This is a genomic window from Filifactor sp., from assembly GCF_057248345.1.
Genome location: NZ_DBHIIC010000031.1, coordinates 7,203 through 16,347, shown reverse-complemented (window position 1 = coordinate 16,347; position 9,145 = coordinate 7,203). Strand labels below are relative to the sequence as shown.

The following is a 9,145-nucleotide window of genomic DNA, read 5'->3' as shown; positions in this document are numbered from 1 at the left end:
GGAGCCAAAGGAGTGTAGATTTCGTTATCAAGATAGGAAGATATTGAGTAAAGATTCTACCGGTATATCAATTCTACTCTATTTTAGTGAATCATTTCATTTAGAATCGTTGCGTCAGTTTCTCTCATTCCATATTTTGCAATATGTCCGACTGTTTTGATCGTTTCATCGACAGTTTCTTTCACAATACCATCTCCTGACATGAAACTGTTGTCAGTACGTGCTTGTCGATATCCCAAAAAAGCGTTGCCGATAGAGGATGCTATTTTCATTGCGCAAGACGGTTTTGCTCCGTCGCACAAGATGCCGGAATTTCCTGCAAGAGAGTTGACAAGAGTTTCTTTGATGATTTTGGTAGGTTCGTTGTTGAGAAATGCTATTCCTGCTACACTTGCTGATGCGGCGCAGACAACTCCACAGTAGGCTGAAAGTCTGCCGATTCCTTTCTTTTGGTACAATCCAATCAAATTTGCAAATATCAATGCACGATACAGTTTATCATCATCGATATGAAAATGTTCTGCATAGATGATGATGGGAACAGAGATGGTAATTCCTTGATTTCCACTTCCCGAATTGATGATAACCGGCATTTCACATCCACTCATGCGTGCATCAGATCCTGCTGCAGCATAGGCTCTTGCCTTCTCTTCAATGTTATCGGAAACTTCCAAAATGAGTTTTCCGATATTTGCACCATAGCTATGTTTGATACCTTCTTCAGCAATCGCTTTGTTATATGAAATTTGCAAGTCTAAGATAGGCTTGATATCTTCATAGTCGCATTCTTGTGCAAAGTTGTAGATTTCATCAAATGAGAAGTTGGAATAGGTGAGTTCCTGAAACAATTTCTCCTTATGTAATAAAATTTCGTGATTTTTTTCCACGTGGATGATGTTTGTATGCTTTCCTTCGACAGTAACGGTAGCATAAGAAGAATCTTTTGTTCCTTTGATAGAAATATATAAATTCTCCACATCAGGCACTAATTTGATGGTGCAATAGCCCTGTTCAATCATGTTAGAAGCACGTTCAATATCTTTTGATGTAGTATCTGTTAACACTTCCAATTCTTTGTTTGAATTTCCGGTTAGAACACCGAGAACACAACTGATTTCAATTCCTTTTTTTCCACCGGCACCCGGAACAATAACACTCTTTGCATTTTTTATCATATTTCCACTGCAAGAAATTTCGATATGGTCCGGAATTTCTCCTAATACTTCACGAACTTTGGCTGCAACAAATGCAAGTGCAATTGGTTCGGTGCAACCGAATGCAGGAAGCAGTTCTGATTTCAAAAGTTCCTTGTAATTCATAATATCTCCTTATTGTTATAATACTAATTACATATAGAATAGCTTGGTAATTCAAACTCTAATACTGATAACCTATTTATATTATGATATGACATATTTATGGTGTTTTTGTAACACCTTACAACAATATCATACCAAAAAAAGAATATCAAAAAAAGGTTTTTTAACAGTTTTTTGTTATAGAAGAAGTGTGTTTTGAGTAAAGCTTTTCGAATCAGAAGTAAATAAGCAAGTAAATAAATAAGTTTATGATGATTGATTGTGTAGATAAATTTTGAATGGAAAAAAGACAAAAAGAATAAAAAAGAATAAAAAAGAATAAAAAAGAATAAAAAAGTGTCTTATTGTAGAGAAATAAAGAAATAATAGGGGATATCGATATTGCAACTAAACCTTGACGTACAGAATGGTTCAAAAAGAGGAGAAAATAACGAAATAACAGAAGAAAGAAGTTTGGATAAAGACTATTATGGTTGAAAAATAAAAGAGTAGAATAAAAGAAGTAGAACAAAGAAGTAGAACAAAGAAGTAGAACAAAGAAGTAGAACAAAAAAAGCCTACTGTGTAAGTTGTACACAATAGGCTTTTTTGTATAGAAAGAGTTTGGTTAGTATTGATTTTCACAATTTATAACGGACACTTCTTTAAGATTCTTGTTTTTGTTGTTTCAGATATTCATTGATAAAAGGCATGATGTTCCCATCCATAACGGATTGCACAGAACCGATTTCATGATTGGTTCTGTGATCTTTTACCAAGGTATATGGTTGAAAGACATAGGAACGAATTTGGCTTCCCCATGCAATTTGAGAATATTCTCCGGATATATCTTCAATTTTTTCTTTATGCTCTCTGATTTTGATATCCATCAGCTTTGAAAATAACATCTTCATTGCAGTTTCACGATTGCTATGTTGCGACCGTTCATTTTGACAAGTTACGACAATTCCGGTAGGTATATGAGTAATACGAACGGCAGAGTCAGTTTTGTTGACATGTTGTCCGCCTGCACCGGAAGCACGATACGTGTCAATTTTTAAATCATTGGTATCAATATCTACTTCTACGGTGTCGTCTATTTCAGGGATGACGTCGACAGAAGTGAAGGAGGTATGCCGTTTTCCTGAGGAGTCGAACGGAGAGATACGGACAATGCGGTGCACTCCCTTTTCACTCTTTAAGAAGCCGTATGCATTGGGACCTTCTATTTGCAGTGTAACACTTTTGATTCCAGCTTCTGCATCGGATAAGCTGTCAAGTTCGATAACACGGTATCCCATGTCATTACAAAAACGTAAATACATACGAAGCAACATTTGAGCCCAGTCTTGTGCATCCAATCCACCGGAGCCTGCATGGATGGATAATATGGCATTATTACCGTCATATTCCCCATCTAACAGGGTTTGAATTTTCAGTTGCTCCATTTTTTCTGACAAATCGTTGATAAGCTGCTCCAATTCCATTTCCAAGTCTGAATCTTCTTTTGTCAACTCAAACAGAATTTCCACTTCTTCTAATTCAGAAAAGGCAGTAGAGTAGATATCAATGGTTCGTTCCAGTTCTTTGTTACGTTTTACAACCTGTTGAGATAACTCCAAGTTGTTCCAGAAATCAGCGTCTTCCATCTTCAAATCGTTTTGTTGTTTCTCCTGTTGCAAGGAATCTATGTCAAAGAGAAACCCTCACTTCATCAAGGGAGTTGCTTATTTTGGAAAGTTTTTCACGATAAATTTGTTCGTTTAACAAATCTTACACATCCCTTCCACAGCATTTTTTATATTTTTTTCCGCTTCCACAAGGACAGTCTTTATTACGTCCTACCTTTTGAGTATGTTTAGCAGTTTGTTGGGAAGAATCGGAAGATTGTACTTTCATCGTTTCAACATCAACAATTTGCTTTCTTTGTGGAACCACATCTTGTGGTTGTACTGCTATCACAACAGGTTCTTCTGAATGTTGGATAGGTTCTATCGGATCTTCTTCTTTTTTAACTAAGTTTACGTTTAGAACATAGCGAACGGTATCTTCGTGAATGAGAGCGTTCATAGCATCAAACATATCGAATCCTTCCATTTGATAAGCTCTAACAGGGTTTTCCTGTCCGATTGCACGAAGACCGATGCCTTGTCGTAGTTGATCCATTGCATCGATATGATCCATCCATCTGCTATCTACAGCTTGTAATAGGATAACACGTTCCAATTCGCGGAATTGTTCTTCCGGAATTTGACTTTCCTGATCATGATATTTTTCAAGAGCAAGTGTTGTAATTTGCTCAATAAAGGCATTTCTATCCAAATGTTCTTTGGAATAGTTATCCGGATTCAATTGAAGTCCGCATACCACAGAAAGTTTGGCAAATAGACCGTGTAAGTCCCATTCTTCTTCATATTCATTGTCAGGCATATATTGCATAATGATAGACTCTACGGTAGAACGAATCATACTTTGAATCTCATCTGTGATGTTTTCGCCTTCCAATACACGTCGGCGTTCATTGTAGATGATTTCCCTTTGCACATTCATAACATCATCATACTCAAGGACACTTTTACGCATTCCGAAGTTGATTCCTTCCACTCTCTTTTGTGCACCTTCGATTCTTTTGGTAAGAACTTTTGCTTCGATTGGATCGTTGTCATCCATGATACCGAATCTGTCCATCAGCTCTCCCATTTTTTCTCCACCGAATTTACGCATCAAATCATCTTCCAAAGAGATGAAGAATTTGGTATCTCCCGGATCTCCTTGACGTCCGGAACGACCACGCAACTGGTTGTCGATTCGTCTGGATTCATGACGTTCGGTACCGATGATTCCAAGACCTCCAACTTCTGCCACTTTTGCTTGTTCTTCTTTCAGTTCTTCTTTTTTCTCTTTCAAAATTCTTTGATATGTTTCTCTTGCTTGTAACAGTTCTTCGTCATCTGATGGAGCAAATCCTGTTGCAAATGAAATGACATGGTCTTCATATCCAAGTCTACGCATTTCTTTATTTGCCATAAAGTCAGGGTTACCTCCCAAGATAATGTCGGTACCACGGCCGGCCATGTTGGTTGCGATGGTTACAGAATTGAATCTACCGGCTTGTGCAACAATTTCAGCCTCTTTTTCGTGATTTTTGGCATTCAACACTTCGTGTTTAATTCCTTTTCTCTTTAATTTTTCGGAAAGTTTTTCAGAGTTTTCAATAGAAATGGTACCAACTAAAAGAGGTTGTCCTGTTTCATGTTTTCTTGCGACTTCTTCTACAACGGCATTGAATTTTGCCTCTTCCGTTTTGTAAACGACATCGTTCAAATCTTTACGCGCGATAGGACGGTTAGTAGGAATTTGCACAACATCCATATTGTAGATAGAACGGAATTCTTCTTCTTCCGTTTTAGCAGTACCGGTCATTCCGGATAATTTTTGATACATTCTGAAATAATTTTGGAATGTAATCGTAGCAAGTGTTTTGGATTCTCTTTGAATCTTTAATCCTTCTTTTGCCTCGATAGCTTGATGTAATCCGGCAGAATAACGACGACCGAACATCAAACGACCTGTAAATTCATCTACGATAACAATTTCTCCATCTCTTACTACATAGTCCACATCTCGACGCATTAAAGTATTTGCACGAAGAGCTTGACCGATATTATGATAAATTTCCATATTGGCAATATCTGTCATACTTTCTACACCAAAGAAACGTTCCGCTTTTTGCAAACCGATTTCTGTTAGGGTGGAAGCATTTTCTTTTTCATTGATAATATAGTCTTCTTCTGCATGAAGTGTTTTGATGAAGGTATCTGCCTGTGTATAAAGAGAGGTAGATTTGTCTCCTTGACCGGAAATAATCAACGGAGTTCTCGCTTCATCGACCAAGATGGAGTCAACCTCATCGACAATAGCATAGTTAAGAGGTCTTTGAACCATCTCATGTTTGTAAATAACCATGTTATCTCTCAGATAATCGAATCCGAACTCATTGTTTGTACCATAAGTGATATCGGAGTTGTATGCATCACGTCTTTGTGTATTGTTCAACCCGTGGATAATAACTCCTGTAGATAAGCCAAGGAAGTTATATAGTTTGGACATCCATTCCATATCCCGTTTTGCAAGGTAGTCGTTGACAGTAATAACGTGGACACCTTTTCCGGTTAGCGCATTCAAGTATACAGGAGCAGTTGCTACCAATGTTTTTCCTTCCCCTGTCTTCATTTCTGCAATACGACCTTCGTTCAATACGATTCCACCCATCATTTGGACATCGTAGTGTCTCATCCCCAACACTCTGGAAGAGGCTTCACGACATACGGAGAATGCTTCCGGCAAAATATCATCTACTGTTTCTCCATTTTGCAATCTGTTTTTAAACTCATTTGTTTTTGCAATCAATTCGGCATCTGACAATGCTTTGATTTTAGGTTCAAAAGAATTGACAATCTGTACTTTTTTTTCCAGACGTTTGATTTCTCGGTTAGAGAAAAAGGAATCCAATATACCCATTTGTAATTACCTCATTTCTATATAAATAAATTATTGATTTTGAAAAGCATAGATACCTCTATTTGTGCTAAAAATATTCGCTTTCATTGTATCAAATCATTGTATCAAATCATTATATCAAAAATATTTTAAAAATAATAGATTTTTATTCTTGTTTAAGAAAGCATATTTTTACAAAATACTTTCTTATTATAATATATCTGAAACTATGTTTCTATTCAGTTTAAAAAAAGACTTGTATTTGTAATAATTTTTTACAAGTAACCCTGTTTTATTGAAAGAGTGTAGGAATCATTTTACAAAAATACAGGATTTCAGACAAAAAACAACGGGCACAGTTTGTTGAAAGATTGTGTCCGTTGTCATTATAATTTTTGTTATCATCATTGCTTGGAATGAGATTGGATAATATTTTTTAAGAAGAAAATAAATCAGAACTTGTTCCGGTTGTGTCAGCCGGTGCCGGTTCAGGTTTCGGTTTTTCCAAATCAACCGGTTCCGATGGAAGAGGTTCAATTTGAATCGGATCAATCGGCTTCGGTGTTGTTTTTGTATCATCCGGTATAAGGCTCTTGTTATCCGGTTTGTTAGCATCCGATTTGTTGTTCTCAGATTTATTGTTATCCGGTTTCAAGTTTTTGTCTTCTTTTTGTTCAGATTTCTCCAATTTCTCCAGTTTGTTTTCTTCTTCATAAATATTGATATCTTCCGGAATCTCTTTGACTTCTACGTGTTTTGATTTCTTTCCGTCCTTTTTACTCTCCGAATTTCTGATATCTGCAATGTCAAGAGTACTTCTTTCGTGGAATTTGTTGCTCACCCAATCACTGTAGTTTCCTGCCATCATGTAGGCAATTTGTTCTTTATAAATCGGTTCATCTACAATGAAGTAGGAGATGCCTGAAATATACATTCCATCTCCCGGAAGTACATCTTTGATAACATTTTTAGAATCCAATTTCATAGCGCTGACAGAAAGTTGTAATATTTCAGATTTTGTCATATCGGTATCAATATATTGGAATGCGTGCTCTGTAATTTTTGGAAGTTTCGTGATGGAAGAAGGAGATAACAATTCATCCAATAATGCGGAGATAAACTTTTGTTGTGCTTCGATTCGACCTAAATCTCCGGATGCATATCCTTTGCGATATCTCAAAAACTCCATTGCTTTTTGTCCGTCAAGATGGTGGATTCCTTGATCGAAGTGAATGTGAAGAGGAGGTTTGATAGCGTTGTCATCGTAATGCATTCCGCCTTTATGTTCAATGTTGATGTCAATTCCTCCGACATCATTGACAATCTCAAACAAAGCCTTATAGTCTACTACAACATAGTGATGAATTGGAATGTCAAGAAGTTCTTTTACAGCTTGAATAGAAAGATCCGGACCTCCAAAGCGGTGAGCATGGTTAATTTTGGTATGATTCGTTCTTCCCGGCAAAACAACTCGGGTATCTCTTGGAATGGAGAGGATAAAGCCGGTGTTTGTCTTTGGATCCAAACTTAATAACATCATGGTATCGGAACGTGGAATATCTCCTTTACGGTCACTTTCCGGAGCATCTACTCCAAGCAACAAAACATTGACACGATCCGTTGCTCCTTGTTTTTCAGACAGAGAAGTAACATTTGTGTTCGGATCTTTTTGGTGGTATCCCAAGTATAGTTTGCTTCCTACACTTCCTATGATTCCCAAAGAAATCAAAGTGATAAAAAAAACTTTAAAAAAATGTTTCATTGCTCCAAGCTCCTTCTTAATATATAATTGATGTATTTCAAAATTGTTATAAGGTTATTGATTTAGTTAATATAAATCTGTTTCAATTATCTTTTCATTTTACGACCATATTGTATAAATGTCTATAAAATAATTGTCTTTTTTACAGAATTCACTATGAAATAGCAGAGATACATAATGAATTCTTAGGAAGAGTTAGCAAACAGAGCGTGAGAGGAAATAACGTACAGAAATGATTTTTATGTCATAGTGAAGAAATAATTGTGTAAATCGTGGTATTACTGGGAATGATTGTGGTAAAATGGGTAACAGAAGATATGAAACAGGAGGTTTTTTGATTTGAAACAAAAACAAACAACAAAAAATGAAAATAAGAGTAAAAAAGGGATGAGCTTTATTAACAGTTTGATTGGAATTTATGTCGGTACACTGATACTTGGGATGGGAATTGTATGGTTTTTATCTCCGGTGGGATTGGTAACCGGTGGAGTATCAGGCTTAGCGATTGCAGTAGAAGCAACTACAAAGAAATTTTTTGGATTCGGAATTCCACTTTGGGCGACAACGCTTGCATGTAATATTCCACTCTTTATCATCAGTGTCTATCAACGTGGATTCTCCTATGGACGCAATTCGATGATTTCTGTCGGATTGTTATCACTGCATCTATGGTTTCTTCGTTTGTTTCAAAATCCGTTTCCGATTGGAGAAGATTTGTTTATTGCCGGAGTGTTCGGAGGTGTGTTTTTAGGAGTAGGAATTGGGATTGTTCTACGTAGTGGAGGAACAACGGGTGGTTCCGATATGCTTGCTATGATTATTCGTTACAAAAATCCTCGCTTTCCAATCAATCGCTTGATGCTAATCATCGATGGGCTGATTATTGGATTTGGGATGACGATTTTCGGAGTATATAACAGTCTTTATGCCATTGTTTCCGTGTATATCACTTCCAAAGTAATTGGAGGAATGATTGACGGGATGAAGTTTGGAAGAGCTGTATTTATCATTTCTCCAAAGTGGGAAGATATTTCTCTTGCCATTATGAAAGAAATCGATCGTGGGAATACTGCAATTCCGGGAAAAGGAATGTATACCAAAGAAGACAGAATGTTGCTTTACGTAGTTGTAGCGCCAAAACAGGTACAGAAGTTACGAGAAGTAGTGTATGCGATAGATCCGGATGCTTTTATCACGATTGCTGAAGTGAAGGAAGTGCTTGGAGAAGGATTTATGAACATGGTGGAAATTTAGGAAGATAGACAGTTGCTTTGAATTGTTATAGAATGAAATGTACCATGAGTTAATAGGAATAGTGCTAAAAAACAATGAGAACATTTTTTGAAAACAGGATGGATACGGGAGGATTGTAGCGTGCAAAAATTATCATCAAAGCCTGCAAAAGGAACACAGGATCTTTTGCCTCAAGATATGAAATTGAGAAATTGGGTAACAAATAAAATCGTAGAGGCCTATACTTCAAGAGGATATACACAGATTGAAACTCCAATGCTTGAGAATTTGGAAAATTTGACCAACAGTGAGGGTGGAGAGAACCTTCGAATGATATTTAAAGTCTTAAAAA

The 9,145-nt window shown here is 36.7% G+C and carries 6 protein-coding genes; 2 read left to right on the top strand and 4 right to left on the bottom strand.

The features are described 5' to 3' along the window. Positions 1–83: 83 nt before the first annotated feature. The 4 genes from ACO5GE_RS06030 to ACO5GE_RS06015 all read right to left on the bottom strand — a co-directional run bounded on the left by ACO5GE_RS06030 (position 84) and on the right by ACO5GE_RS06015 (position 7,560). A complete protein-coding gene (locus tag ACO5GE_RS06030) occupies positions 84–1,319 on the bottom strand; it encodes an L-cysteine desulfidase family protein (protein WP_484830021.1) in 1,236 nt (411 codons plus the stop codon). 644 nt (positions 1,320–1,963) lie between these two features. Next, positions 1,964–3,068, bottom strand: a protein-coding gene (prfB, locus tag ACO5GE_RS06025; protein ID WP_484830020.1) for a peptide chain release factor 2 whose coding sequence is annotated in 2 segments (ribosomal slippage) — positions 1,964–2,992 and positions 2,994–3,068 — 1,104 coding nt in all. Because the reading frame shifts where the segments join, the coding sequence is not laid out codon by codon here. Positions 3,069–3,071: 3 nt separating this feature from the next. Then, positions 3,072–5,819 carry a preprotein translocase subunit SecA gene (secA, locus tag ACO5GE_RS06020; RefSeq protein WP_484830019.1) on the bottom strand — a complete coding sequence of 916 codons (2,748 nt, stop codon included), beginning with the start codon at positions 5,817–5,819 and terminating at the stop codon, positions 3,072–3,074. A 415-nt stretch (positions 5,820–6,234) separates the two neighbouring features. Further along, a complete protein-coding gene (locus ACO5GE_RS06015) occupies positions 6,235–7,560 on the bottom strand; it encodes an LCP family protein (protein WP_484830018.1) in 1,326 nt (441 codons plus the stop codon). A gap of 339 nt (positions 7,561–7,899) precedes the next feature. On the opposite strand from ACO5GE_RS06015, the gene ACO5GE_RS06010 reads away from it, so the two are divergent. Together ACO5GE_RS06010 and ACO5GE_RS06005 are read left to right on the top strand one after the other, a co-directional pair. After that, entirely contained in the window at positions 7,900–8,814 is a 915-nt protein-coding gene (locus ACO5GE_RS06010; RefSeq protein ID WP_484830017.1) for a YitT family protein, read from the top strand. Between the two features lie 120 nt (positions 8,815–8,934). Next, a partial coding sequence (locus ACO5GE_RS06005) for an ATP phosphoribosyltransferase regulatory subunit (RefSeq protein WP_484830016.1) occupies positions 8,935–9,145 on the top strand: 211 nt, incomplete at its 3' end.